This is a genomic window from Sphingosinicella sp. (assembly GCF_041916975.1).
GTDB lineage: Bacteria > Pseudomonadota > Alphaproteobacteria > Sphingomonadales > Sphingomonadaceae > Sphingosinicella.
The window spans coordinates 1-2,048 of record NZ_JAYRYK010000003.1; the positions used below are offsets into that span (position 1 = coordinate 1).

General features: G+C 63.5%; 3 protein-coding genes and 1 pseudogene. 2 read left to right on the plus strand and 2 right to left on the minus strand.

All coding sequences use genetic code 11. From position 1 onward, the window contains the following. Positions 1-287, plus strand: a pseudogene (locus ACE3TJ_RS19635) (hypothetical protein); the annotation flags it as partial. Between the two features lie 159 nt (positions 288-446). Next, the gene (locus tag ACE3TJ_RS19640) at positions 447-1,052 is read left to right on the plus strand and encodes a DUF1294 domain-containing protein (protein ID WP_374599524.1); all 606 of its coding nucleotides are present in this window, start codon (positions 447-449) and stop codon (positions 1,050-1,052) included. Between the two features lie 17 nt (positions 1,053-1,069). Here the strand turns inward: ACE3TJ_RS19640 and mog are convergent, their stop codons facing one another. Together mog and yjgA are read right to left on the minus strand one after the other, a co-directional pair. Beyond that, positions 1,070-1,657, minus strand: coding sequence for a molybdopterin adenylyltransferase (gene mog / locus ACE3TJ_RS19645; protein ID WP_300453225.1), 588 nt, complete (start codon positions 1,655-1,657; stop codon positions 1,070-1,072). Further along, on the minus strand, positions 1,654-2,048 hold a 395-nt coding region (gene yjgA / locus ACE3TJ_RS19650; RefSeq protein WP_374599527.1), incomplete at its 5' end, for a ribosome biogenesis factor YjgA. The genes mog and yjgA, both read right to left, overlap by 4 nt.

The following is a 2,048-nucleotide window of genomic DNA, read 5'->3' on the forward strand; positions in this document are numbered from 1 at the left end:
CACCGCTCGCCCTCACCTCCAGCAACTACGCCATCCGCAAACTCGGCGGTCGCCGTTGGCAAAGCCTGCATCGCGCGATCTACCCCATCGCCGTACTCGGCTGCGTGCATTTCTGGTGGCTGGTGAAGAAGGACGTGACCGAGCCGCTGATCTACAGCCTGATCCTTGCGGCGCTGCTCGGGGTGCGTGCCTGGTGGCGGGAGCAGGAGCGACGCAAGCAGTTGGCCGGCGGCTACCTGCCAAAGCCGCGCTTTGAAGGCAAGGTGATCAAGATATTCGCAAAATAAGACGGCGCCTGAATACCGCCTCAACAAGCGCGTCGCTCATGAAAATGGGCGGCGCGTTTTGCTTTGTTCCCGCGGGAGCGGCACCGCGCCCCCCTCGAGGTCATAAAATCACGTTCCCAAACAATCGATCCACGGCAGCCGGTCTGTCCATCATTTCCCATGCGCTACCAAGGCAAACTCACCCAATGGAACGACGACAAGGGCTTCGGTTTCATCACTCCGAATGACGGTGGCGAGCGGATTTTCGTGCATATCAAAGCTTTTCAGTCCCGCCAGCGGCGGCCTGCCGGCGATGCGCTGCTGACCTACGAATTACAGCGCGGCACCGACGGCCGGGCCCGCGCAGAGAATGTCACCTTCGCCGAAGCCACAAAACCAACCGCAGCCGCGCCGCGGGGCGACAACCTGCTACCGATGGGATTACTGGGGCTTTTCGTCGTCGCGCTCGGCGTCGCCGGCTTGCGCGGCACATTGCCCCTCGCGGTACTCGGCGTTTACGCCGCAGCGAGTCTTGTTGCCTTCCTCATGTATCTCTGGGACAAGATTTCCGCCGAGAACGGCAGACGGCGGACGCCGGAGAACACCCTGCACCTGTTTGCACTAATCGGCGGTTGGCCAGGGGCACTGATCGCACAACGCAGGTATCGCCACAAAACCCGCAAAGCGTCGTTCCGGCGGGTGTTCTGGATGACGGTGGCGCTCAACTGTGCGGCGCTCGGATTGATTGCCCGGGCGGGCCTGCGCACCGTCATCGGCGGAGCCTGATACCGGCGACCGGCCGCTCAGGCCTGGGGACGGATCGCCGACTTCGGGCGGAAAGCCTTGACTACCGCCTCGTTGGTTTCCACATACGGGCCTCCGATAAGGTCGATGCAGTAGGGCACTGCGGCGAAGATGCCGGGCACCTTCTGCTTGCCGTCGGCGTCCTTCAAGCCTTCGAGGGTTTCGGCGATGGCTTTGGGCTGGCCTGGGAGATTGAGGATCAGCGACCGGCCGCGAATCGCACCCACCTGCCGCGACAAGATCGCCGTCGGGACGAAAGCCAGACTGATCTGACGCATCTGCTCGCCGAAGCCGGGCATCACCTTGTGGGCCACCGCCAGCGTGGCTTCCGGCGTCACGTCGCGGGGCGCCGGGCCGGTGCCGCCGGTGGTGAGCACCAGATGGCAGCCGGCGACGTCGCACAATTCGATCAGGGTCGCCTCGATGCTGGCCTGATCGTCGGGGATCAGCCGGGTCTCCATCGTCCACGACGACGCCAAAGCCCGACCGAACCATTCCTGCAAGGCCGGAATGCCCTTGTCTTCATAGACGCCGCTGGAAGCGCGGTCGCTGATGGAAACGAGGCCGATCTTCAAGGGATGGCTCATGCTTCTTCCTCGATGCCGTCGTCGAAACCCTCTGCCTCGTCGTCGTCGACGCCGCCGGTTTCCAATTCGCGCAAGACGCGGAACAACTCACGGAACGCACGCGGCGGCTTGCCGGCTTCTTTTTCCTTGATCGCGTTGCGGCGCAGCACGCGGATCTGCTGCAAATCGGCGCCGGGATAGGCTTCGGCGATATCGTGCAGCGCCTTTTCGTCTTCGATCAAACGTGCGCGCAGGTTTTCGAGGCGATGCATGCGCGCCGTTTCGACGGCCGAGACGCCCTTGAAGGCATCCAGCGCCGCGCGGATCGGCTCGGGATCGACGTTGCGCATGAGCCTGCCGATATATTGCAACTGGCGCCGACGGGCCTCGTGAGCCGTGAAGCGTTGATAGT

Bases quoted from the DNA above. Each gene is read 5' to 3' on its own strand.
- ACE3TJ_RS19640 (WP_374599524.1), top strand. From the start codon at position 447: ATGCGCTACCAAGGCAAACTCACCCAATGGAACGACGACAAGGGCTTC.
- mog (WP_300453225.1), bottom strand. From the start codon at position 1,657: ATGAGCCATCCCTTGAAGATCGGCCTCGTTTCCATCAGCGACCGCGCT.